This is a genomic window from Burkholderia sp. SJZ089 (genome assembly GCF_007828315.1).
GTDB classification, from domain to species: Bacteria; Pseudomonadota; Gammaproteobacteria; order Burkholderiales; family Burkholderiaceae; genus Burkholderia; species Burkholderia gladioli.
Map to the genome: position 1 here is coordinate 43469 of NZ_VIUM01000021.1, position 23205 is coordinate 66673.

Consider the following 23205-nt stretch of genomic DNA (forward strand, 5'->3'; position numbering starts at 1 on the left):
AGGAACCACCGGGCGCCGTTGATCGCGATGTGGCCCGATGTTAGAGTGCGGAGCGGTCGAGCCGAAGAAATGGCATGAATCTCGCGTAGAAATCCTGGCGATTGCTTTCTTCATCGACGCGTGAGGGCAATGCTTCTGTCTATTCCGTATCCGTAAAGCCATGAGTGGCGACCCGGCGCATAGTTCGAATTCGATATGAAAATCTCGTACATCGTGGCATCCACCGTTCATGGCACCCTGATCGTCAATCGCAACGACGAAAACCAGAGCGAGCAATACGGCACCTACGGCGTCGGGTTCAACCTGCTGGAGACCGGCGGTTTCTACAAGTCCGATATCGATCTGCTGGTGTCGGTCCTCCGCTTGAAGAAACGGCAATTGAAGGGGAAAAGAAAAATCGTCGCGATCGACTGCGGCGCGAATATCGGGGTGCACACCATCGAACTGGCGCGGGAATTGTCGGAAACCGGAAGCGTCGTCGCCATCGAGGCCCAGAAGGCGATCTACTACGCGCTGTGCGGGAATATCGCCATCAACAACTGCTTCAACGTCGATGCTAGGAATGTGGCGGTGGGCGCCGAAGACGGCGTCCTGAAGGTGCCCCATGTCGACTACCAGAAGAAATCGAGCTTCGGGAGCCTGGAGCTCAGGAAAGCGGATTCCAACGAGGATATCGGGCAAGCCCCGGATTACGACCGCGGTTATGACGTGCCCCTGGTCCGGATCGACTCGCTGCGCCAGGACCACGTCGATCTCGTGAAGATCGACGTGGAAGGGATGGAGCAGGAGGTGATCAAAGGCGCGATCCGAACGCTCGAGTCGTCGCGCCCGGTGCTGTTCATCGAGAAAATCAAATCCGATTTCGCGCAGATCGAATCGTCCCTGCTGTCCCTGGGCTACGAAGTGCTGGATGTCGGGCCGAACGTGCTGGCCGTGCACGAGGCCGATGCCGATCTGGCCGGCATCCGTGAGTTGGTGGCCAACCCGCCCCGGTGAGCGTGAGGGAACCCGCGCCTTACTCCGCGTCGGGTTGCGCGAAACGCCTGTCGGGCGGCCCTGATTCGTAGGGCAGCAGGACCCGGAAGGCCGTGCCTTTCCCGGGCTCGCTTTCCACGGCAATCTTTCCGCCCAGCACCTGCACCAGGCCGCGGACCACGGCCAGGCCCATGCCGTAGCCCGGCATCGCCTGGTTGCCGGGGAATTGATGCTGGAAGAACGGCGAGAACAGGAAACGGATCTTCTCCTTGTCCATGCCGATGCCTTCGTCGCTGATCTCGACGTGGACCGGAAAACCCTGCGCCCGGCCGTCGATGCCGTAGCGTATCTCGACGAGGCCGTGATTCGAGTACTTGATCGAATTCTCGACCAGGTTGTCGACGATCTGCTGCACCCGCTGCTCGTCCGAGATGAACGAGGTGGCGCTCGTTTCCTGGGTCGCGACGAGCCGAAGCCCTTTCTCCGCTGCCCTCGCGTCGAATTTCCTGGCGGCGCGCGAGACGATCTCGGCTAGGTCGATCTCCTCGATATCGAGGCTGATCTTGTTGGTATCGAGCTTGAGGAAATCGGTCAGGTCGCGCATGTGCGTTTCGATGTGCTTGACCGCGCGATCGATGTTCAGCACGGCCAGCATGGCTTCCCTGTCCAGCGGCGAATGCGAGATGTTCTCGGTCGCGGACACGATGGTCTGCAGCGGGTTGCGCAATTCGTGATTGATGGCGCCCAGGAACACCTGCTTGGTATGCGCCACCTGGCGCGCCGTTTCATAGGCTTTTTCGAAGTTACGCGCCGAGCGGGCAAACATGAGCAGCGCCATCAGGTAGAGCAGCGACACGCCGATGTTGCTGTAGAGCAGGATTTCCCGGTCCCGCAGCGCATTCTTCAGCACGGCATCGCGGCGCTTGATATCGGCGGCGCCGATCGCCTTGACGAACTGGTCGTAGGACAAGGCGACATGGCCCAGTTCATCCAGTATCGATTGCGTGACGGCGGGCCCTCCCTGGGGAAACCGGTCCATCAAGGCGTCCATGCGCGCGAACGATTCCCTCAGTTTTTCGATGGTCGTCGCGTACAGCGGCTGCTGATAGGCGAAATAGGTCGAATCCGAATGCTGCGAGATGATGAAATACTTCGAGACCAGGATTTCGTAATCGAATTTCAGCTTTTGCGTGTCGTGTTCGGTATTCAGCGCGTAACGAAACATGGATGCCTGGAAGTCGTCGGCGGCGGTGCGAAATTGCGCGGCGTTCCAGTAGGGATTGTCGTTCGGGCCGACCAGTTGGTAGATCGACTGCTGGCGCGTGATGCTGACCAGGAAGATCAACCAGAGGGCGAGAATCATCACCAGCGCGAAGGTGAAGTACTTCAGCTTCGAGGCATTCCGGCGGATGGAGAAATCGATCATTTGACGACGATCGCCTTGATCTGCCGGATCTCGCGCGTGGTGTAGTCGGCCGCTTTCAGTATCTCGCGGTCGTCGTCGCGGGAATAGACCAGGAACAGCGGGCCGAGGTCGCGCAGGCGCAGGTAGGCATGGTTCGCCATGTAGGCCAGCAGGGGATGGAAGGACTTGACGTCGCTGACCTGCACGTCATGGAGCACATAACCGTCGTAGGCCACGATGTCGATGCGCGAACCCCGGGCTTGCACCCGCTCCAGGATGTCTTCGAGACGCGGGCCGCGGAATGTCCAGGCCGGGGTCCACGGTGTCGACGTCGTCATCTCGTACTGGGGCAAGGCTTCGAGCGCGGCGCGATCGAAACGGTAGAGGGTCCGTCCGGCATCGGTATGGGCATCGATGTTGCCCGACACGGTGAGCTCGAGAGGGACGATATCGGCGAAGCCGGACCGGCAGGAGAAAACCAGGGCGCCGAACATGCCCGCCCTGGCGATTCGCTGCAGGAGATCGCGGCGGCGCATGGCCTGCCTGCCTGGTGTGAGTCGGACCGTCATGGGGCTAGCGCTGGTAATGCGGCTCGAGCGCCGCCGCGATGACCGGCGCGCGCGCCGGCTTCTCGTAGGGGCCGATGATCTTGTAGGTGGTCATCATCTCGGCAATCGAATTGGCATGCTCGGCGTGGCCCATGTAGGCGGTCAGGATCACGATCGGGGCGGTGATGCCCCGCTTGATCCGAATCTCCTCGATGCAGTTCCTGGCCGTCTCGGTTTCGAGCATCCAGTCGAGCACGAAGCCGCCGAAGGTGGTCGTGTCCATGGCGGCGAGCAGGGCGCTGCTGGAGTGAAAGGGGATCGCCGAGAAATTCCGCTTCTGCAGGGCGCGCGCGAGCTCGTTGGCGGCGTCGCCGTTGTCGTCCAGGATCGCGATGAGCGGTTTGTCGGGCGCGGATTGGCGGCCGTCGATCTCGATCTTCTCGACAAAATACTTCTTTCCCGCCGGCGCGTGCGGTGCGCGATACACGCGCCAGTGATCGCCGATCCATAGCGCGACGAACAAGGGCGGCGAGGCGTCGGCGACGATTTCCGCGCCGATCTGCGCGAGGCAGGGCAGCTCGTCGTTGCCGATGGCCAGGATGCAGCGCTGGCCCAGGTAGTTGAGGTTCTCCTCGTCGTCGGCTTCCTGCAGCAGCTCCGCGGGCGCCACGCCGAAGGCGGAAGCGATTTCCCGGATCTGGGCGAGGGTCCAGGGGCTGTCGCCCTTGATCTTGCGATGCGCCTGCGACGGGCTCAGGTGCAGATACTCGCCGATCGTCGCCGCGTGGCGGCGCTTCGCAATCCCCTTGCTATCAAACAGGTTTCTCACTCGCTCCGCGATGAGTTTCGCGTCGATACCGGAACGGTTGGTTTCCGCGGATTTCGGTTCAGTGCTCATGTCCTGTCTTGATGATTGCATGTCATGCAATTAATTTTCAAAATTCGTCGGCCAAATTATCTTGACGCAATTTTTGGGGTGATCTACTGTGCGAGCGTTGTCATCATATGCTGCCGATCGGCATCGGGAAAAGCGACCAGGGCTCGGTATCGGGAGCTTGCGCGCCGTGATCGGTCAGGCAAGGGCCGTGAAGAGAGCGCGGCCGCAGCATATCCATGGCCGCTTCCAGGCCTGCCGAGGAAAAATCACGATGTCATCCTGCAGCGAGAGCACGGACAACCCGTCATGCCGCGCCTTGTTCGCGACACCCATGTCGAGCGAGGTCCACGAGCATCCCGGTGCTGAGCCAATCGAGCTCGTCGGCGTCGGCCGGATCGGTTCGGCTATCGCGCGCGCACTGCAACGTCGCATGAATTCGCGCGGCCTGGAACGGCTGGAGCGCGAGGGCGCGGGGTGGCAGCGCAAGGGGGCGCGCGAACTCGCCGCCGCGCCACCGTCAGGCGATTCGGCCTCGTCCGATCTGGCGTTCCTGTTCATCGCCGCGGGCGAGCCCGGTGCCCTCGATCTGGCCGAAACGGCCGGTGCCGCCGCGCGGGCGAGCGGGGCCCGCATCGTTGCGCTGGTGATGCATCCCCCGCTTCCCGATCGCGCCGCGCTTCAGGACGCCACGGCGAGCCTGGCGGCCAAGGTCGACGCGATCGTCGTGACGCCCGACTATCCCCACCTGACGCTGCTCGACTGCATCGTGCGCGCCTATCGCGCCGCGCTCGGCGAGCGGCCGACGCGCGCGAGCGCCTCGGCCATGCCCGCCGGCAGCGAATTCCTGGACTTGCGCTCGGCATTCCACGGCGCGGGACGCGCCTCGCTGGGCAGCGGGCTGGCGTCGGGCCCGGAGCGCATCCTCGAGGCGGCGACGGACGCGGTGGACGAGCTCGGCGACATCGCGCTTCACGCGGCATCGGGCATCCTGGTGATCGTCGCCGGCGCCGAGACGCTGCGGCTCGCCGAGGTCGCCTCCGCGCTGTACCAGGTGCATGCCCGCACCCGCGGCGACGCGCAGGCGGTGCTGGCCGCGCACTATGACGAGCGCATGGGCCAGGCCGTGCGCGTGATCGTGGTCGCCGCAAGCTAGCCGGGCTGCCCGATGCGCCCGGCGATGAAGGCGAGGAAGCTGCGGATCTTGGGCGCGGTATGTCGGCTCGGCGAGCAGAACGCCCAGGCATCGCCGTAGTAGTTGGTCTTGAACAGCCAGTCCGGCAGGACCCGCTCGACGCGGCCGTCCTCGAGCGCGGCGGCCGCCACGAAGCGCGGCACGCCGCCGATGCCGAGATCGGCCAGCACCGCCTCCAGCCGCACGCCGGAATGATTGGCGACATACCGGCCGCGCACGTCGACCGCCACCGTGCCGCCCCCTCGCTCGAAGCGCCAGCGCGTGTCGACCGGGTCCTCGCTGAGCGTGATGCAGCCGTGCGCGGCCAGCTCGCGCGGATGCGCGGGCCGGCCGTGCCGCGCCAGGTAGGCCGGCGTCGCGCACACCACGTGCTCGATGCGCATCAGCTTCCTGCCGACCAGGCCCGGCGGCGGATCGTCAGTGATCCGAAACACGATGTCGACCTGGTCGTCGACCGGATCGACCTGGCGGTCGTCGAGCTTCAGCACCACGTCGACGGCGGGATGCGCCGCCAGGAAATCGGGAATGTTGGGGTGGATCAGGAAGCGGCCCAGCGCGCGCGGCGCGCTGATCCGGATCGTGCCGGCCGGCTCGGCCGAGCGGCGTTCGGCCAGCGACATCACCGCCTTCGCGGCGGCCACCAGCTCGCCGGCATGGCGCAACGCCTCCAGGCCCTCGTCGCTGAGCCGCAGCCTGCGCGTGCTGCGCAGGATCAGCCGCGTGCCGAGCGCGCGCTCCAGCCGCGCGATCGAGCGGCTCACCGCCGAGGGCGTCGAGCCGAGCCGGCGCGCGGCCTCGGAGAAGCTGCCGGCCTCCGCGACCTTGACGAAGGTCGCCATCTCGTCCATCAGCGGCGGAATCTGATTTGTGCTCACGGGGAACAGGTCCTTGCTCGGTCGCGCGTATTATCGGCCGGCGCCCGGCTGCGTACAATCGGCGCACCCGATTCCCTGCGGATTCCCTGCCGACTTCCCTCGATGAACAAACCGATCCTGATCGTGATCACCGGCGAGACCTTCGCCTCGATTAGCGCGGCCCACGGCGATTTCGCCGACTGGATCGAGGCGGGCCTCGCCGCGAGCCCGCTGCCCGGCCTCGCGATCGAGCGCTTCGACGCGCGCGGCGCGGCTGCCTTGCCGGATGCGGACGACTACGCCGGCATCGTGCTGACCGGCTCGCATGCGATGGTGACGGCGCGGGAGCCCTGGAGCGAACGGCTCGGGCATTGGCTGGCCGATTGCGCGGCGCGGGGCGTCACGCCGATGCTGGGGATCTGCTACGGGCATCAGCTGCTGGCCCAGGCGCTCGGCGGCGAGGTGGGCGATCGCCGCGACCGGCGCTTCGAGATCGGCACGGTGTCGATCGGGCAGCGCGCCGAGGCGGCGGGCGATCCGCTGTTCGCGGCGCTGCCCGCGCGCTTCGACGCGCAGGTGGTGCATTACCAGTCCGTGCATCGGTTGCCGCCGGGCGCGCGCCTGCTGGCCGCCAGCGACACCGATCCCTGCCAGGCGTTCCGCCACGGGCAGGCCTGCTGGGGCGTGCAGTTCCACCCGGAATTCCCGCTGCCGGCGATCGAGCAGTACCTCGCGATCCTGCGCGCGCAACCGGGCGCGCACGGCGCCGATGCCTTGCCGCCGCAAGTGCGCCTGGCATCCACGCCCGAGGCATTCGCCTTGCTCGCGCGCTTCGCGCGTTTGTGCCTGACGGCCTGAACGCGCCGGGCGCAGGGGTTCGGCGCTACCGCTTCACGCTTCCCGCTGCGCGCATTCCACCGTCACCTCCTCGTGCTGCGCGAAACGCGCGAGCAGGGCCGGGTCGGCCTGCGCGTCGGTGAGCAGGGTCCAGCGGCGCGCCAGCGGCGTCCAGTGCTGCTGGCTGGCGCGCTCGAGCTTGTTCGAGGTCACCAGCACCAGCACCTGGGCCGCCTGCGCGGCGATGCATTCCTTCAGGAAGGCCTGCTCGGCCGAGGCCTCGCACAGGCCGCGTCCGGCCACCACGCCGTCGGCGCCGAGGAAGGCCTTGTCGAAGCTCACGCGCGACAGCGCCAACTGCGCGATCGGTCCGAGCGTGCTCATGCTCGAGGGCCGCACGTCGCCGCCGATCAGGGTCACGCGCAGTTCCGCCGCGGCCAGCATGCCGACCGCCAGCAGGTTGTTGGTCACCACGTGGATATCGCGGCGCCCCGCCAGGCAGCGCGCCAGCGCCGCGGTGGTGGTGCCGCCGTCGAGGAAGATCGTGTCGCCGTCCTGCACGTGCCGCGCGGCCGCGCGCGCGATCGCCGCCTTCTGCTCGCGAAAGCTCTCGCGCCGCGTGTCGAGCGATTCCTCGGGCTCGTGCGCGCCCACCGAGGCGGCGCCGCCGTAGGTGCGCAGGATGCGGCCTTCGTCGGCCAGCGCGCGCAGGTCCCGGCGCACGGTGGCCTCGGACATGCCGAAATGCTCGCAGAGCGCGGCCACGTCGTTCATGCCGGACAGCACGGCCTTGAGCATCGCCTCGCGGCGTTTCTCGACTTTCATGAAGCTCCTGTGTGGTGTGGCGATGGCGAGCGCCAGTGTAGCGGAGCCGCCGCCGGCGCCGCTTGCCCGGCGGGGGCGGACCGGCACGCGCGCCGCTTGATCGATGTGCGCACTCTGGCGCTGTTTTTTGATCGATTCGATCAGGGTATTCCCGTGCAAGCCGGAGATTGCGACAAATTGAGGCAGCCGTTACACTCCGATCTGATCGAATCGATCAAATTATGATCGATTCAAACAAAACTGCCAGCGGAGACAGGGATGGCCCAGATTCACATCAAGCGCGCCGTGGAGCGCGTGCCCGGCGGGATGATGATCGTCCCCTTGCTGATCGGCTCGCTGATCGCCACCTTCCTGCCGGACATGCCGAAGTTCTTCGGCTCGTTCACCAACGCGCTGTTCACCGGCTCGCTGCCGATCCTCGCGGTGTTCTACGTCTGCATGGGTGCGAGCATCGACGTGAAGGCCACGCCCTACCTGCTGCGCAAGGGCGGCGCGCTGTTCGTCACCAAGGTCGGCACCGCGATCGTGGCGGGCGTGGTGCTCGGCCACTTCCTCGGTGAGCAGCCGGTCTCGTCGGGCCTGTTCGCGGGCATTTCCACGCTGGCCGTGGTGGCCGCCATGAACGACACCAACGGCGGCCTCTACATGGCCCTGATGGGCCAGTACGGCCGCTCGGAGGACGTCGGCGCCTATACCATCATGTCGCTCGAGTCGGGCCCGTTCCTGACCATGGTGACGCTGGGCGTGGCCGGCCTCTCGGCGTTTCCCTGGCCGACCCTGGTGGGCAGCATCCTGCCGCTGGCGATCGGCATGCTGCTCGGCAACCTCGATCGCGAGATGCGCGCCTTCCTCGGCCGCGCGGTGCCGGTGATGATCCCGTTCTTCGCCCTGGCGCTGGGCGCCGGCCTCGACCTGCACAAGGTCTGGCAGGCCGGCCTGCTGGGCATCGTGCTCGGCGTGGCGGTGGTGATCGTGACGGGCGTGCCGCTGTTTTTCGCCGACCGGCTCACCGGCGGCACCGGCGTGGCCGGCGTGGCGGCGGCCAATACCGCGGGCAACGCGGCGGCGGTGCCGGCGCTGATCGCCGCGGCCAATCCGGTGTACACCGAGGCGGCCAGGACCGCCACGCTGCTGGTGGCGGCCTGCGTGGTGGTGACCGCGATCGTCTCGCCGATCCTCACCGCCTCGGTGGCCAGGCGAGTGGGCGGCAAGTCCGGCGCGGCGAGCCAGGATGGCGCGGCCGGCGAGGGCGCGCGATGAGGGCCTCGGGACTGCTGATCGTGGCCGACGACTTGTCGGGCGCGGCCGATTGCGCGATCGCCTTCGCGGCGGCGGGGCGGCGCACCGTGGTCTCGCTCGAGGCGAGCGCGCCGGCGCGGCCGGCGGCGGTGCTGGCCGTCGACACCGATACGCGCCGGCTGGCCCCGGCCGAGGCGGCGCGGCGCGCGGCCGACGCCTGGCGGGCGCAGCGCGCGCCGGGCCGGCGGCTCTACAAGAAGATCGATTCGACCTTGCGCGGCAACTGGGCCGCCGAAGTGGCCGCGCTCGCCGCGCTGGCCGGCCCGGCCATCGTGGCGCCGGCGTTTCCGGCCACCGGCCGCGGCGTGATCGATGGCCGCGTGCTGGTGCGCGGCGTGCCGCTCGAGGACACCGAAACCTGGCAGCTCGAACATGCGGGGCGCGACGCCGCGCTGCGCGCGCTGCTCGAGGATGCGGGCCTGCGGGTCGAGCAGGTCGGGCTCGAGGTGCTGCGCGGCGATCCGCAGCGCATCGTCGCGATGCTGGCCGCGGCGGCCGCCGAGGGCGGGCGCGCGATCGTGGTCGACGCCGAGACGAGCGAGGACCTGGCACGGCTGGCGCGCCTCACGGCCGCGCTCGATACGCCGTTCTTCTGGGTCGGCTCGGGCGGGCTGTCGCGCGAGCTGGCGGCCTTGCCCGAGCTGTTCGAAGCCGATGCCGCGGCCGGCTCCGAAGCCGCATCGGAAGCCGAATCCGAATCCCGATCCGCCGAGGTGGCGAGCGTCGTCGCCCCGGGCCCGCTGCTGACCCTGGTCGGCAGCCTCTCGGCGATTTCCGAGCGCCAGTGCGCGCTGCTGCGCGCCGAGGCCGGCATCGCCGAATTCATCGTGCCGCCGGCGGTGCTGCGCGAGGGCGCGGCGCACGCGCAATGGCCCGCCTGGCACGAGCGGATCGGCGCCTGCCTGCGCGGCCGACAGGACGCGATCGTGCGCATCGGCCGCGACGCGGCCTTCGATCCCGCCGAGGGCGCGCTGCTCTCCGGCGCGCTGGCGGCCCTGGTGGCGCCGCACGTCGGGGGCCTGGGCGGCCTGATCGTGACCGGCGGCGAGACCGCCCGCGCGATGCTGGGGGCCGCGCGCATCGGCGCGCTGGAGCTGGCCCGCGAGATCGAGGCCGGCGTCGCGCTGGGCCGGCCCGCCGACGGCCGCGGCCCGCATGTCGTCACCAAGGCCGGCGCGTTCGGCACCGAACACGCGCTGCTGGGCGCCTACCGGCACCTGCGCGGCGAACCGGCACCGCTTGCGCGCGGCGGCGCCTGAAACCCTTCCAGCCTTCACCCCTGAACGAAACACATCATGAGCAACTATCTCCCCGTAATCGGCATCACGATGGGCGACGCGAGCGGCGTGGGCCCCGAGGTCGTGGTCAAGAGCCTCGCGCATGAATCGGTCTACCGGCAATGCCGGCCGCTGGTGATCGGCGACGCGCGCCGCCTGGCGCGCGCGATCGGGATCGTCGGCGGCCAGGCCACGGTGCGCCGCATCGACGACGCCACCGAGGCGCGCTACGAACCCGGCACGATCGACTGCATCGACCTCGGCCTGATTCCCGACGAATTGCCGTTCGGCCAGCTCTCGCCGGTGGCGGGCGACGCCGCCTACCGCTACATCGCGCGCGCGGTCGAGCTGGCGCAGGCCGGCCGGATCGACGCGATCTGCACCGCGCCGCTCAACAAGGAAGCGCTGCACGCGGGCGGCCACAAGTTCCCGGGCCACACCGAGATGCTGGCGCACCTGACCGGCGTCGAGGAGGTGTCGATGATGCTGGTGGCGCCGCAATTGCGCGTGATCCACGTCACCACCCACATCGGCATCATCGACGCGATCCGCAAGATCGAGCCGGGCCTGGTGCAGCGCACGATCGAGCGCGGCAACGCCACGCTGATCAAGGCCGGCATCGCGCGGCCGCGCATCGGCGTGTGCGGGATCAATCCGCATGCCGGCGAGAACGGTCTGTTCGGTTACGGCGAGGAAGAGGAGAAGATCATCCCGGCGGTCGAGCTGCTGCAGGCGCGCGGGCTCGACGTGACCGGCCCGCTGCCGGCCGACACGCTGTTCTATCGCGCCGGGCGCGGCGACTTCGACCTGGTGGTGGCGATGTATCACGACCAGGGCCACGGTCCGGTGAAGGTGCTGGGCCTGGAGGCGGGCGTGAACGTGACGGTCGGGCTGGAGGTGGTGCGCACCTCGGTCGACCACGGCACCGCCTTCGACATCGCCGGCAAGGGCATCGCCGACGAGGGCAGCATGCTCGAGGCGCTGCGCCAGGGCGCGGAACTGGCGACGCGGCGCGCCTGAGACGGTCCCGCGGTGAGCGGCCGGGAGCATTCGTCAACCACGGTGGAGACGCGTTCGCCGAACCGCCGCCGTGGTGCCGGCCGACAGGATGCGAGCAACGACGCGGACCGCCGCGCGCGACGCTTCGTCAGGCATCAGGGGCATGACGCATCGCGCAGCACCTGCGCGATCTGCCGGATCCCCAGCAGGGCGATCGCGCCCATCGTGACCGAGATGGCGGCCAGGCCGCCGCGCAGGCTGGTCGCGTGCGTGAGCGCGCCGATCAGCGGCGGCCCGAACAGCATGCCCGCGTAGGCGAAGCGCCCCACGCCGGCCACCCCGGCCGCGGCGCTCATGCCGGGCAGCCGGGTGCCGGCCAGGAAGAAGAAGGGCATGAAGTTGGCCACGCCGAGCCCCATCAGCGCGAAGCCGGCCAGGCTCGCCGCCGGCAACGGCACGGCGATGGCCAGCGTGATGCCGGCGAAGCCGAGCCAGGCGCTGGCGCGGAGGATCGTCGGCACGCTCAGGCGCCGGCGCAGCGGATCGGCGCCGAAGCGGCCCAGCGCCATGCCGGCCGAGAACAGCGCGTAGCCGTAGCTGCTGGTGTCGAGCGAGGCGCCGGTCACGTCGCGCAGGTAGATGGCGGCCCAGTCGTACATCGCGCCCTCGCAGACCAGCCCGAGAAAGGCGATGCCGCCGAGAATCCACAGCACGCGCGGGATGCCGGTGCTGTCAGGGGATGCCTCGTCGTGCCCCGCGGGCGGATCGGCGAGCAGCCGCGACGATGCGTAGAGGGCGCTGACGCACAGCAGCGCCGCGACGATCGCCAGATGCACGCGCGGCGACACGCCGGCGGCCAGCATGGCGCCGCCGAACGCCGCGCCGGCCATGCCGCCGACGCTGAACATGCCGTGCATGGTCGACATGATCGGCCGTTCGAGCCGCGTTTCCACTTGCGCGGCCTGCACGTTCATGGCGACGTCGAAGGCGGCCATCGCCATGCCGAACACGGCGAGGATCGGCAGCATCAGGGCGAAGCGGCCGGCCAACGGAATCGCCAGCAGGGCCGCCGCGTAGACGACGCTGCTGCGCGTGAGCGCCCGGGCGCTGCCCACGCGCGCCACCCAGTTGCCGACGTGCTTCATCGCCAGCACGGCGCCGGCGGCCACGCACAGCATCGCGATCGACATCTGCGCCTCGGAGGCGCCGAAGGCGGCCTTGAGCACGGGGATCTGCACGCCCCAGGTGGCGAAGCTCGCGCCGTTCATGAAGAATTGCGCCATGGTCGGCAAGGCGGCCCGGCGCGCGGCGCGCGCGGGCATCAGGATCGATGCCATAGGGTGCTCAACGCCGGATGCATGCCGTTGACCGGGTCGCTGTCCGGGAACGGCAGGTGGCGCATGCGCTCGCTCATCTCGGGCGTGGGTGCCGAGCGGCAGACGTCCCAGTCCTGCCCCGGCGGATAGGCGCCCACCACCAGGAAGTCCGGCGTCGAGGACAGCGCGCAATGGCCGGTGCCGGTCGGCAGCAGGACCACGTCGCCGCGCTCGACCCGCACCTCGTGCCCGTCGGGGCCGCCCAGCATCAGGCGCGCGCCGCCGGCCGCGATGCCGAGCACCTCGTGCGCGGTGGAGTGGTAGTGGTGATAGGGGTAGACGCCCGCGCGCCATTGCGGCACCCAGCCGTTGCGGCGGAACCGTTGCTCGAAGGCGGTGGCGAGATCGTCGCCCTGCAGGGCCTGGCGATAGAGCAGCACGGGCAGTTGCGGGTTGTTCGGCACCCAGCCGTTGCGGGAGAGCGGCAGCTGTTGCGGATTCATGGCGAGCTCGGTCGAGGTGTCGGCGGCGACGGCGTGGGCGAGGCCGGTGGAGGCGGCGCCGAGCGCCAGCAGGCCCTGGACGAAGCGCCGACGGTTCAGCGGGGGCATGGTCGGGATTTCCGTTCGGTTCGTTGGGACGAACTATGCCAGCCGACTTCGCCTTGCAGAAATGCGATATTTCGATGCCATGCATCTATGGCATAGATGAATCGTCGGGCGCGGCGCGGCGAGGGGAAGGCAGACGCGGTGAACCGCCCAGGGTGCCGAAGCGATCGTCGTGCCTGGGCGGTGCATCGTCAGAACAGGTCCTCGTGCCGGCAATTCACCAGCAACTCGGCGATGCTGGCCGAATCCGGCATCTCGATCGTGTTCGCGACCAGCCGGGCGATATCCTCGGGCTGGGTCATCGCCTCGGCCGGCAGGTCGGCGATGCCGGCCGCCATCTCGGTGTTGACGAAGCCGGGGCACACCGCCACCGCGCGCAGCCCCTGGTCCCAGCCGGCGCGGCGCACCGCGTGCGTCAAGGCGATGGTCGCGTGCTTCGACATCTGGTAGCCGACGTTGCCGTTGCGCACGCGCTTGCCCGACAGCGAGGCGATCTGCACGAAGCGCGCGCCGCCGGCGCGGCGCAGATGCGGCAGCGCCGCCTGTACCAGCCGGAACGGCGCCTTGACGTTGATGTCGAGCGTCTCGTCGAGCAGCGCGTCGGTGCCGTCCTCGAAGCCGATCTGGCGGCAGATGCCGGCATTGCTGACCAGCACGTCGATGCGCCCGAAGCGCGCCACGGTGGCCTCGACCCAGGCCCGCGCGGCGTCCGGCTCGCGCGCCTCGTAGCTTGCCAGCAGCGCGTCGCCGAAGCGGCCGGCCAGCGCCGCCGGCTCGCGCACGCCCAGCGACAGCCGGTAGCCGCGCCGCTGCAATTCGCCGGCGATCGCCAGCCCGATGCCGCGGTTCGCACCGGAGATCATCGCCACCTTGTCCATGCGTCATGTGCCTCGTGTTGACGGCGGCGCAGTCTCGCTGCCCCGCCGCCGCGGATCAGAACCCGGCATCGATCACGATCTTCGTGCCGTCGGAGAAGCGGGTGAGCCGGAACGCATGCGGATCGACCAGCGGCGCGTCGTTGGCGACCAGGTCGGCCATCAAGCGGCCCGCGCCGGGGCCGATGCCGAAGCCATGCCCGGAGAAGCCGGTGGCGATGAAACAGCCCGGCAGCCGCTCGACGCCGGAGATCACCGGAATCGCGTCGGGCGTGACGTCCATGTAGCCGGCCCAGCGCTGCGCGATGCGCGCCTGCGCCAGGTGCGGAAACACCCGCTTGAATTCCGCCAGGCCCGGGTCGACATAGCGCGCGATCGGCTCGGGGTCGAGCGTGCGCACGCGTTCGAATTCGGTGGGGCGGTCCAGCGCCCAGCGGCGCGGGCGGCGCAGCTCCTCGACGAAGCGTCGGCCGATACCGAGCCGCATCGCGCCGCCCTGGCTCTTCAGGGCCTCGAGATACTGGAAGAACAGCTTGAACGCGTCGGGCGTGAGATCGGTCCAGGTGCGAAAGCCCGCCGCGATCGTGTAGCCGCCGTCGGCACGCTTGCGGAACGCGTAATGCTTGTTGCTGGCGCTCACCTCGGGGCCGCCGTCGAGCGGCTCGGTACGCATCACCGAGGCGCGTACCAGCAACTGCGGCAGCTCGATGTCGAGGCTGCCGCAGAAGTAGCGGGTCCAGGCGCCGCCGGCCACCACCACGGCCGAGCAGGCGATCGTGCCGTGCTCGGTCACCACCGCGCTGACGCGGCCGGCGCTGGTCTCGATGCCGCGCGCCGCGCAGGGCGCGAGGATCGACACGCCGCGCCGGCGCAGCGCGTTGGCGATCGCGGGCGCGGCCTTCTGCGGCTCGGCGCGCGCGTCGCCGGGCGTGTAGAGCCCGCCGCGGTAGCGCACCGTGGCGCCGGGCAGCAGCGAGTCGATCTCGGCGGTGCCCACCTCGCGCGTGTCGAAGCTGTCGCCGGCCTCGTCGCGCGCGCGCCGCAGCCAGTCGCGATGATCCTCGATGGCGGCCTCGTCCTCGGACATGTAGAGGATCCCGCACTGGCGGAAGCCGGTCTCGATGCCGAGCGTGGCGTCCAGCGTGCGCCAGATCCGCAGGCTCTCGATCGCCAGCCGCAGCTCGCGCGGGTCGCGCCGCGTGACGCGCACCCAGCCCCAGTTGCGGCTCGACTGCTCGCCGGCGACATGGCCTTTCTCGCACAGCGCCACGGACAAACCCTTGTCGGCCAGCGCCAGCGCGGTGCTCACGCCGATGATGCCGCCGCCGATCACCACCACGTCCGCGCGCTCGGGCGGCCTGATGTCTTCTGCTACGGGGTCGACTTTCGGTCCCATCTCGGATGCGATCTCCTGTGGTTCATGAGGGCGAGGGCGGCGAACGATGCCGCGCGCTCAGTGGCGCGGCGCGACGCGCGCGACCGCCGCGCGCAAGGCGCGCCGCATCGCGGTGGCGCGCTCGGGCCGCTGCGTGCCGGGGTTGGCGTGGCGGTTGGTCCAGCGGTCCAGGTGGTTGATCGCGTGGGTGAGCGGCACGGTGATCAGCAGGTAGACGGCGCCGGCGGCCACCAGCGGCGAGAGGTTGGCGGTGTTGACCGCGGTGTTCTGGCCGATCGTGAACAGGTCGCGCTGCGAGGTCAGCAGGCCGAGGAAGTACACCAGGCTCGAATCCTTGACGATCGAGATGAACTGGTTGGCCAGCGCCGGCAGGATGCGCCGGATCCCTTGCGGCACGATCACGTGGCGCATGCTGCTCCAGTAGCTCATGCCCAGCGCCTGGCAGGCGTAGAGCTGGCCGCGGCCCACGCTCTGGATGCCGGAGCGGAAGATCTCGGCGATATAGGCCGAGGAGATCAGCGCCAGCGCCACGATCGCGAGCGGATACGGATTCGGCCCGAACAGCGCCAGCCCGACCGGCGCCAGCCCCTGGCCGACCACCAGGATCACCAGCGCGGCCGGCAGCCCGCGGAAAACGTCCACGTAGATGCGCGCCGGCGTGGTCAGCCAGCGCGTGGGCGACACCGCCATCAGCGCCAGCACCATGCCCGCCAGGATGCCGAGCAGGGTGGAGAACACCGACAGCACCAGCGTGTTGACCAGGCCGGTGTAGAGCAGCGAGGGCAGCGACGAGACCAGCAACTGCCAGTCGAGGAAGTTCTCGATGAAGGCCTGCATGGTGGACTCCTCCTGATCGTGAAAGGGACCGGGCGCGGCGGCGCGCTCGGTTGTCGGCTCGGTTACCGGCTCAGTTGCCGGTCTTCATCGCATAGGGCGGCAGGCTGGTGGGCGTCGGGTAGGTCGGGTTGAACTGCTTGTAGAGCTTGAGCCAGGTGCCGTCCGCCACCAGCGCGTCGATCGACTTGTTGAGCGCCGCCGCCAGCTTGCTGTTGCCCTTGCGCAGCGGGAAGCCGGCCGGCAGGTTGACCGCCGAGATGTCGAGCTTGTCCTGCAGGTTCAGCTGCGGGTACTTTGCCTGCAGTCCCACCGCGAGCGTCTTGTCGATGAAGTAGCCGTCGATGTACTTCGAGCGCAGTTGCAGGAAGCCGGCGTTCAGGTTCGGGAAGCGCACCACCTGGGCGCCGGGGATGTAGGTATCGGCATAGGTGTCCTCGATGGTGCCCTGCACCACGCCGATCCGCTTGCCTTTCACCGAGGCGACATCGGCGCTGATCGCGCTGCCCGGCAGGGTCGCCACGCTCAGCAGGCCGGTCAGGTAGCCCTCGGAGAAGTCGACCATCTTGAGGCGGTCGGTGGTGATCGAGATCGAGCCCGCGGCCACGTCGAGCTGGCGGTTCGCCACGCCCGGCAGCATCCCGGCGAAGTCCTGCGCGCGGAATTCCACCTGCAGCCCGAGCCGCGCGCCGATCGCGCGCAGCAGCTCGACGTCGAAGCCCGTCATCTTGCCGTTGTCGACGTAGGAATAGGGCTTGTTGTTGGCGTCCACGCCGGCGATCAGCTTGCCCGGCGTGAGCGTGCCGAGGTCGTCGGCGGCAGCGGCCGGGGCGGCGCACAAGGCGGCGAGGGACAGCGGCACGGCGATCGCGGCGGCGCGCAGGAACTGGCTCAAACGCATGACGGAACTCCTTCGTGGCAAGGGTGGGCGAACGGGAAGCGGATGCTGGGCCGTGCTCAGTGCAGGATGCGCGACAGGAATTCCCGCGCGCGGGCCGAGCGCGGCCGCTCGAAGAATGGCTCGCTGCGGTCGTCCTCGACGATCGCGCCGCGATCCATGAACAGGATGCGATCGGCCACGCGCCGCGCGAAGCCCATCTCGTGGGTCACGCACAGCATGGTCATGCCTTCGCGCGCGAGCTCGCTCATCACCTCGAGCACCTCGTGGACCATTTCCGGATCGAGCGCGGAGGTGGGCTCGTCGAACAGCATCGCCACCGGGTCCATCGACAGCGCGCGTGCGATCGCAACGCGCTGCTGCTGACCGCCGGAAAGCTGCGCGGGAAAGCGATCCTCGTGCGCATGCAGGCCGACGCGCCGGAGCAGCACGCGTGCCCGCTCGGCGGCCTCGTCGCGGCGCCGCCGCAGCACCTTGATCTGCGCCAGCACCAGGTTCTCGCGCACCGTCAGGTGCGGGAACAGCTCGAAGTGCTGGAACACCATGCCGACCGAGGCGCGCAGCGCGGCGAGCCGAGCCGCGCCGCCGCCCACGCGGCGCCCGTCGACGAGGATCTCGCCTTGCTGGATCGCCTCCAGCCCGTTGATCGACTTGATCAAGGTGGACTTGCCCGAGCCCGAGGGGCCGCAGATCACCACCACCTCGCCGCGCGCGACCGTCGCCGAGCAGGCGTCGAGCACGCGATGCTCGCCATACCATTTCGAAACCTTGTTCAAGCTGATCATCGTCGGCTCCTGCGGGTCGAACCTCGAATCATGCGAGCGCGCTGCGATGGCGGCCGCTCCAGTAATCGTCGAGCTGGTAGAGCGCCGCGCCCACCGGCACCGCCAGCGAGCGCGCCAGCCCCATCGGGCCGAGCGGAAAGCCGCCCTCGCCGAACGGTCCGGCCTCGGCGGCGGCCCCCACCAGGCGGCGCGCGATGCGCTGGCCGAGCCAGCTCATCAGGGCCACGCCGTTGCCGTTGCAGCCCAGCGCGTAGTGGATGCCGTCGGCCTCGCCGAGGTGGGCGAGGCGGTCGGTGGTCATCGCCACGAAACCCTTCCAGGCATGCGTGAGCCGCACGTCGCGCAGCGCCGGCCACAGGCCGACCAGCTTGGCGTGGAGCCGCCGCGCCGCGTCGCGTTCGTCGAGATCGCGGATCGCCGGGCGCGAGCCGAACAGGATGCGCGTGCCGTCCGGCGAGGGCCGCGTGTAGAACAGGTTGCGCCGCGAATCACTGACCATGCGCCGGCCGGGATTGAGCGCGTCCATCAGACCCGGCGGCAACGGCTCGGTGGCGATCTGGTAGCTCGCCACCGGCAGCACGCGGCGCGCGAGGAAGGGCAGCAGGTCGCCGGTATAGCCGTTGGTGGCGACCAGCACGTGCGCGGCCTCGATCGTGCCGCGCGCGGTATGCACGCGAAACCGCGCGGCCCGGCCGCCGCCGAGCCGCTCGATGCGCTCGGCGCCGGCATGCGAGTGCAGGCTGGCGCCGCGTCGGCGCGCGAGAGCGCGCAGGGCGCGATGGTATTTCGCGGTGTGCAGGCCGCCGTAATCGTCGATCAGGATGCCGCCGTAGTAGTAGTCGCTGCCGATCAGCGCACGCTGCTGCTCGCGCGAGATCACGTGGACGGTCACGCCGGTCTTGTCGCGCAGCAGTTCGCCCTGGGCGCGCAGGGTATCGAAGTGGCGCGTGGTGTAGGCGCCGAAGAAACGGCCGCTGATCTGCAGGTCCGCATCCAGCCCTTCGTCGGCGATCAACTGCTTGAGGAAGTCGAAGCTGGCGATCGATTCGCGCATCAGCCGCTGCAGGCGTTCGGCCGAGACGCCGCGGATCGCCTTGGTCAGCGCGAGCTTCTGGCCGCTGGAGACCATCCCGCCGCTGCGCGTGCTGCCGCCCGCGCCGAGCTCGGCCGCGTCGATCACGGCGGTGGCCAGGCCGTGGCGCGCGGCCTCGGCGGCCGCCGACAGGCCGCAGTAGCCGCTGCCGATCACCAGCAGCTCGACCGAGCCGGGCAGCGGCGAACGGTCGGTCTCGGGCGGCGCGGCGTCCCACCAATATGGCGCGAGACGGAAGTCGTCGTGGAACAGCAGGGCATCGGGTCGCATCCGGGCTCCGTCGTGCAGAGGTCGGGACCAGTCTAGGTTTGCGCCGCTCATGCGGTCAAATAGCGACAAAAACAGCTTCCATTCATTTTTGATATGGCAACCTGCCAGGGGATCCGGACCAGGCGGGGCGCGATGAATCAACGGCAGATCGAGGCATTCCGGCTGGTGATGCTGCGCGGCTCGATGACGGCCGCCGCGGAGGAGATGGGCACCTCGCAGCCGAGCGTGAGCCGGCTGATCGCGGAACTGGAGGCGGCCACCGGGCTGGCGCTGTTCGTGCGCCACGGCGGGCGGATCCGCGCCACCGACGCGGGCACCGCGTTCTATCGCGAAGTCGACCGCAGCTTCGTCGGGCTCGAGAAGCTCGGGCAGGCGGCGCGCGAGATCCGCCAGTTCGGCAGCGGCCGGCTGCGCCTGGTGGCCGCGCCGATCATGGCGCTGTCCTTCCTGCCGGCGGTGATCGAGGATTTCCTGGCCGAGCATCCGCGCGTGGCGGTATCGCTGGAAATGCGCAGCGAGGGCACCATCCAGCGCTGGGCCTCCTCGTCGAGCTGCGATATCGGCTTCGCGACCACGCCGCCTGAGGTGGTCGAGGTGACCAGCGTCGACCTGTATCGGCTGCCCGGGGTCTGCGCGCTGCCGGCCGGGCATGCGCTGGCCGCGCGCGAGCGCATCGTGGCGGCCGACCTGCGCGGCGAGCGCCTGATCCTGCCGTCCTACGCGGACGACACGCGCGCCTCGGTCGACCGCGTGCTGCGCCAGGCGCAAGCGGACCAGGTGCCGGCGATCGAGACGCCCTATGGCGCGACCATCTGCGCGCTGGTGGCGCGCGGGCTCGGCGTGGGCGTGGTGAACCCGCTGGCGATCGCCGGGACGGATCCCGCGCGCATCGTGTTCCGGCCGTTCGCGCCGGAGATCCTGTTTCGCGGCTTCACCGTATGCCCGCGATGGCAGCAGGAGAAGCCGATCGTGCAGGTGTTCCTGGCGATGGCGCAGGCGCGCATGGCGAAGATCCGGGCGGCGATTGCCTCAGGCTCGTCCTAGTCGCCGCAATCCGCCGCCTCGGGCGGCCATATCCACCCGAGCCCGGATCCTTTCGCATCCGGAAGCATTTTGAAATGTGCATGAAATGGCATATTCAAGATCCTCGGGGAACTGCCGTTAAGGGCTGATACCGCGCACGCTTTGTCGCGCGGGTCGTGGCGCCATGCAGCGTCCCGCTGCCTGTCCATGGTCTTTTCCTGTCATTGCCGCTCACTTATGAACTTCCTAGCCTTGCGCCGCGCCGGTATCGGTGTGCGGCTCGCGATTCTTTCCTGCCTGCTGTTCGCGCTGAGCCTTGCCGTGTTCGCCTGGGCGCTCACGCGCACCGCCGGCACCCAGGTGACCGACCAGGTATTGCTGCGCGTCGCCGAGAGGAATCAGTCGATCGCCGAGACCATCGCCCTGTTCGACAAGGCGCTCGGCACCGAGGTCGGCCGCTCGATGACGCAGTTCGAGAGCCTGCTGCCCGGCGGTTTTTCGCTGGACCTCGCGCAAACGATAAACATCCAGGGCACCGACGCGCCGACGCTGAAGGTGGGCGATCGCGTGCTCGACCTGGACTTCACGATTCCCGACGAATTCCTCGCTCATAGCGGCGCGATCGCGACCGTCTTCGCGCGGCGCGGTGACGATTTCGTGCGCGTCACCACCTCGCTGAAGAAGGCCGACGGCACGCGCGCGATCGGCACCCTGCTCGACCGCAAGGGGCCCGCCTACGGCCCGGTCGCGTCGGGCCGCAGCTACACGGGCCTGGCCGCGCTGTTCGGCAAACGTTACATCACCCAGTACAAGCCGATCAGCGACGCGAGCGGGCGCGTGATCGGCGCGCTGTTCGTCGGCGTGGACGTCGGCGCCGAGATCGCCTCGATCGAGGACGGCATCCGCCGGCAGAAGATCGGCGAGAGCGGCTACTTCCTGGTGATCGACGCCTCGGGCGGCGCGGATCGCGGCAAGTTCGTGGTCCATCCGAGTGCCGAGGGCAAGCTGGCCGAGGAGGCGAACCTGCCGGTGCGGCGCATGCTCGAGGCCGGGCAGGGCCGGCTCGACTACGTGTCGGCCGACGCGGCGCTCGGCGAGCGCGAGGCGCGCGCCAAGTACGTGGTGTTCCAGACCGTGCCCGAATGGCACTGGCTGGTGGCCGGCATCGCCCCGCGCGACGAGGTGATGGCGGATGTGACGGCCACCCGCGATCGTTTCCTGCTGGTCGGCCTGGCGCTGGTGCTGGTGTTCGGCGTGCTGTTCGTGCTGGCGGTGCGTCGGCTCGTCAGCGGCCCGCTGGAGGCGGCGGCGCGCGCCTCGGAGCGGCTCGCCGCGGGCGACCTCAGCGTGCGGATCGCAGACGGCGCGCCGCCGCGCCATGACGAGATCGGCCGCCTGATCCGCGCCATCGACGGCATCGGCGACGGCCTGGCGCGCATCGTCGCCCAGGTTCGCGAGGGCGCGGCCGGGATGTCGGCGCGCACCAGCGAGATCGCCGGCGGCAGCGGCGACATCGCCGCGCGCATCGCCGCGCAGGCCGGCAACCTCGAGCGCACCGCCGCCAGCATGGAGGAGCTGACCTCGAACGTGCAGCAGAACGCCGATCACGCCGCGCAGGCCAATCAACTGGTGGCCGGTGCCGCCGAGGCCGCGCTCGACGGCGGCCAGGCGGTCGGCCGGGTGGTCTCGACCATGGACGATATCGGCCGCTCGGCGCGCCGCATCGCCGACATCACCAGCGTGATCGAGAGCATCGCCTTCCAGACCAATATCCTGGCGCTGAACGCGGCCGTCGAGGCGGCCCGCGCCGGCGAGCAGGGCAAGGGTTTCGCGGTGGTGGCGGCCGAGGTGCGCGCGCTCGCGCAGCGCAGCGCGGCATCGGTCAGGGAGATCGAGACGCTGGTGGCCGAATCGACGGCCACCGTCGACAGCGGCGCGCGGATCGCCGGCGAGGCCAGCGCCACCATGCAGGGCATCGTCGAGCGGGTGGGCCAGGTGCGCGACCTGATGGGCGAGATCAGCCAGGCCTCGCGCGAGCAGTCGCAGGCGATCGAGCAGGTCAACATCGCCGTCACGCAGATCGGCGAGGCGACCCAGCAGAACGCGCAGGTGGTGGATCAGGCGCAGCGCGAGGCGGTGGCGTTGAGCGACGAGGCCGCGTTGCTGGCCGACGCGGTCAGCGTGTTCAAGCTCAGGGGCGCGGGGCGCGGCTGAGCCCGGCCAGGCGGTGCGCGGCGCGGTTCGTGCGCTGCGTCGTCGCCCGCCTTCAATTCTTCAGGAATCCTCCAAAGCGCGCGCGGATCTCGTCGACCTGCGACAGCGTCCCCGACAGATGCGCGCGCAGCGCCGCTTGCGCCGCCTCGGGATTGCCCGCCGCGATCGCGGCGACGATCGCCGCATGCTGCTCCAGCACCCGCTCGGTCTTGCCCGGGATCGGCACGTGCAGGTTGCGCAGCCGGTCCAGGTGCCCGCTTTGCCGGCGCACCAGCGTCCATAGATCCATCACCTCGGCCGCGTCGTACATCAGCTTGTGGAAGGCCTCGTCGGCGTGCACGAACTCGACGTAGTTCTCGCGCGCCGCGTGCATGCGCTGCAGCTCGATGCTGTCGGCGAGCCGCGCCAGCAGCGGCGCGCTCGGCGCGCTGGCGAGCCGGTGCACGATCTCCAGCTCGATCGAGCGGCGCAGGAACAACTGCTGGCGTGCCAGCGGCACGTCGATCGAGCTGACCACCGTCGCGTGCTGCGGAAAGATGTCGACCAGGCCTTCCTCGCCGAGCCGGATCAGCGCGTCGCGGATCGGCGTCTGGCTCAGGCCGTAGAGCGCGGCGAGCTCGGCGCGCTGCAGCACGGTGCCCGGCGCGATGCGCATCGCCACGATCAGCTCGCGCAGGTGCTCGAAGACCTGCGGCGCGGCATGGCGCGAGCGGTCGAACGAGGGCGCGATCAATTCGGCGGGAGACGAGGCGGCGGGAGCGTCGGAAAGCGTCGGAGTCATGTCGGAACGGGATGACGGAAAGCG

At 69.5% G+C, this 23205-nt stretch carries 22 protein-coding genes; 8 read left to right on the top strand and 14 right to left on the bottom strand.

The features are described 5' to 3' along the window. Positions 1-195 precede the first annotated feature (195 nt). Positions 196-996 (top strand): FkbM family methyltransferase, encoded by an 801-nt coding sequence (locus tag FB600_RS30605; RefSeq protein ID WP_105819297.1) that lies wholly within the window; start codon positions 196-198, stop codon positions 994-996. A gap of 19 nt (positions 997-1015) precedes the next feature. Here the strand turns inward: FB600_RS30605 and FB600_RS30610 are convergent, their stop codons facing one another. The 3 genes from FB600_RS30610 to FB600_RS30620 are packed head-to-tail and all read right to left on the bottom strand — an operon-like array spanning position 1016 to position 3826. Continuing rightward, positions 1016-2401: a sensor histidine kinase gene (locus tag FB600_RS30610; RefSeq protein ID WP_096749280.1), complete on the bottom strand. Its 1386-nt coding sequence runs from the start codon at positions 2399-2401 to the stop codon at positions 1016-1018. Beyond that, positions 2398-2949, bottom strand: a complete 552-nt coding sequence (locus FB600_RS30615; protein ID WP_145757904.1) for an oxidoreductase — start codon at positions 2947-2949, stop codon at positions 2398-2400. Before FB600_RS30615 ends, FB600_RS30610 begins: the two co-directional genes overlap by 4 nt. 4 nt (positions 2950-2953) lie before the next feature. Then, the gene (locus tag FB600_RS30620) at positions 2954-3826 is read right to left on the bottom strand and encodes a helix-turn-helix domain-containing protein (RefSeq protein ID WP_096749278.1); all 873 of its coding nucleotides are present in this window, start codon (positions 3824-3826) and stop codon (positions 2954-2956) included. A 166-nt stretch (positions 3827-3992) separates the two neighbouring features. On the opposite strand from FB600_RS30620, the gene FB600_RS30625 reads away from it, so the two are divergent. Continuing rightward, positions 3993-4958 carry a cell division protein FtsZ gene (locus tag FB600_RS30625; RefSeq protein ID WP_186063353.1) on the top strand — a complete coding sequence of 322 codons (966 nt, stop codon included), beginning with the start codon at positions 3993-3995 and terminating at the stop codon, positions 4956-4958. Here the strand turns inward: FB600_RS30625 and FB600_RS30630 are convergent. Further along, the gene (locus FB600_RS30630) at positions 4955-5872 is read right to left on the bottom strand and encodes a LysR family transcriptional regulator (RefSeq protein WP_098181092.1); all 918 of its coding nucleotides are present in this window, start codon (positions 5870-5872) and stop codon (positions 4955-4957) included. The two genes, FB600_RS30625 and FB600_RS30630, sit on opposite strands and share 4 nt — an antisense overlap. Before the next feature lie 102 nt (positions 5873-5974). Here FB600_RS30630 and FB600_RS30635 point away from each other — a divergent pair, with 102 nt between their 5' ends. After that, positions 5975-6709, top strand: a complete 735-nt coding sequence (locus tag FB600_RS30635; RefSeq protein ID WP_098181091.1) for a glutamine amidotransferase — start codon at positions 5975-5977, stop codon at positions 6707-6709. 33 nt (positions 6710-6742) lie between these two features. Here the strand turns inward: FB600_RS30635 and FB600_RS30640 are convergent, their stop codons facing one another. Continuing rightward, on the bottom strand, positions 6743-7513 hold the full coding sequence (locus FB600_RS30640) for a DeoR/GlpR family DNA-binding transcription regulator (protein ID WP_036051928.1): 771 nt from the start codon (positions 7511-7513) through the stop codon (positions 6743-6745). 258 nt (positions 7514-7771) lie between these two features. Between FB600_RS30640 and FB600_RS30645 the strand changes: the two genes are divergently transcribed. The 3 genes from FB600_RS30645 to pdxA are packed head-to-tail and all read left to right on the top strand — an operon-like array spanning position 7772 to position 11109. Next, the gene (locus FB600_RS30645; RefSeq protein WP_145757906.1) at positions 7772-8773 is read left to right on the top strand and encodes a 2-keto-3-deoxygluconate permease; all 1002 of its coding nucleotides are present in this window, start codon (positions 7772-7774) and stop codon (positions 8771-8773) included. Beyond that, the gene (locus FB600_RS30650; RefSeq protein ID WP_105819294.1) at positions 8770-10071 is read left to right on the top strand and encodes a four-carbon acid sugar kinase family protein; all 1302 of its coding nucleotides are present in this window, start codon (positions 8770-8772) and stop codon (positions 10069-10071) included. The genes FB600_RS30645 and FB600_RS30650 overlap by 4 nt, the downstream gene beginning before the upstream one ends. 36 nt (positions 10072-10107) lie before the next feature. Further along, positions 10108-11109, top strand: coding sequence for a 4-hydroxythreonine-4-phosphate dehydrogenase PdxA (gene pdxA, locus FB600_RS30655; protein WP_096749273.1), 1002 nt, complete (start codon positions 10108-10110; stop codon positions 11107-11109). Between the two features lie 134 nt (positions 11110-11243). Here the strand turns inward: pdxA and FB600_RS30660 are convergent, their stop codons facing one another. From FB600_RS30660 to FB600_RS30695, 8 genes are all read right to left on the bottom strand, one after another. Continuing rightward, positions 11244-12425 (bottom strand): MFS transporter, encoded by a 1182-nt coding sequence (locus tag FB600_RS30660; protein WP_145757907.1) that lies wholly within the window; start codon positions 12423-12425, stop codon positions 11244-11246. Next, complete coding sequence (locus FB600_RS30665) at positions 12410-13015, bottom strand: cupin domain-containing protein (RefSeq protein ID WP_096749271.1); 606 nt, start codon at positions 13013-13015, stop codon at positions 12410-12412. The genes FB600_RS30660 and FB600_RS30665 overlap by 16 nt, the downstream gene beginning before the upstream one ends. Positions 13016-13203: 188 nt before the next feature. Continuing rightward, positions 13204-13890, bottom strand: a complete 687-nt coding sequence (locus FB600_RS30670) for an SDR family NAD(P)-dependent oxidoreductase (protein WP_036031966.1) — start codon at positions 13888-13890, stop codon at positions 13204-13206. A gap of 55 nt (positions 13891-13945) precedes the next feature. Further along, positions 13946-15283 (bottom strand): NAD(P)/FAD-dependent oxidoreductase, encoded by a 1338-nt coding sequence (locus tag FB600_RS30675; protein WP_013697599.1) that lies wholly within the window; start codon positions 15281-15283, stop codon positions 13946-13948. Positions 15284-15340: 57 nt separating this feature from the next. Next, positions 15341-16120, bottom strand: a complete 780-nt coding sequence (locus FB600_RS30680; protein ID WP_047835442.1) for an amino acid ABC transporter permease — start codon at positions 16118-16120, stop codon at positions 15341-15343. A 70-nt stretch (positions 16121-16190) separates the two neighbouring features. Next, complete coding sequence (locus tag FB600_RS30685) at positions 16191-17018, bottom strand: substrate-binding periplasmic protein (RefSeq protein WP_013697601.1); 828 nt, start codon at positions 17016-17018, stop codon at positions 16191-16193. A 56-nt stretch (positions 17019-17074) separates the two neighbouring features. Next, entirely contained in the window at positions 17075-17800 is a 726-nt protein-coding gene (locus FB600_RS30690; RefSeq protein WP_098154215.1) for an amino acid ABC transporter ATP-binding protein, read from the bottom strand. Between the two features lie 28 nt (positions 17801-17828). After that, on the bottom strand, positions 17829-19163 hold the full coding sequence (locus FB600_RS30695; RefSeq protein ID WP_145757908.1) for an NAD(P)/FAD-dependent oxidoreductase: 1335 nt from the start codon (positions 19161-19163) through the stop codon (positions 17829-17831). A gap of 132 nt (positions 19164-19295) precedes the next feature. Between FB600_RS30695 and FB600_RS30700 the strand changes: the two genes are divergently transcribed. Together FB600_RS30700 and FB600_RS30705 are read left to right on the top strand one after the other, a co-directional pair. After that, on the top strand, positions 19296-20207 hold the full coding sequence (locus FB600_RS30700; RefSeq protein ID WP_096749266.1) for a LysR substrate-binding domain-containing protein: 912 nt from the start codon (positions 19296-19298) through the stop codon (positions 20205-20207). Between the two features lie 216 nt (positions 20208-20423). Then, a complete protein-coding gene (locus FB600_RS30705; protein ID WP_098154214.1) occupies positions 20424-22400 on the top strand; it encodes a methyl-accepting chemotaxis protein in 1977 nt (658 codons plus the stop codon). A gap of 52 nt (positions 22401-22452) precedes the next feature. On the opposite strand, the gene FB600_RS30710 is transcribed toward FB600_RS30705, so the two are convergent. Continuing rightward, positions 22453-23181 carry a GntR family transcriptional regulator gene (locus FB600_RS30710; protein ID WP_025100022.1) on the bottom strand — a complete coding sequence of 243 codons (729 nt, stop codon included), beginning with the start codon at positions 23179-23181 and terminating at the stop codon, positions 22453-22455. Positions 23182-23205 lie beyond the last annotated feature (24 nt).